At 34.9% G+C, this 367-nt stretch carries 1 protein-coding gene; it reads left to right on the top strand.

Going from position 1 to position 367, the window contains the following annotated elements; genetic code table 11:
• Window positions 1-76 precede the first annotated feature (76 nt).
• Window positions 77-367: four helix bundle protein (locus tag CWB78_RS18175; protein WP_249930476.1), on the top strand; the 291-nt coding region annotated here is incomplete at its 3' end.

Genomic DNA, 367 nt, shown 5'->3' with positions numbered 1-367 from the left:
CGAAAGAGATTAAGTTCCGTGCGTTAAATTATATGTTTACTATAATTTATGATGAAAGCGGGATTAAGGCTAAGGAATGGTTGTGAGGTATGAAAGTTTAGATGTATGGAAAAAGTCTTTCTCATTAAGTTTGTTTGTATACCAAACCTTTACTGCTTTGAGGGATTTTGGCTTAAAAGATCAAATGTGTCGAAGCGCAGTTTCAGTGCCTAGCAATATTGCAGAGGGTTATGAGCGTTACTCTGATAAAGAAAGAGCTTACTTTCTTTCTGTAGCTAAAGGGTCTGTCGGTGAATTAAAAACTCAGCTAATGATTGCTTTTGAGTTAGGTTATATTAATTATGAACAAGCAGAATACGCTTTAGAT

This window comes from Pseudoalteromonas sp. S1612, assembly GCF_005887175.1.
In the GTDB taxonomy this organism is placed as follows: Bacteria; Pseudomonadota; Gammaproteobacteria; order Enterobacterales; family Alteromonadaceae; genus Pseudoalteromonas; species Pseudoalteromonas undina.
Note: the sequence above shows the minus strand (reverse complement) of the source record. Positions and strands in the feature narration are given on the sequence as shown.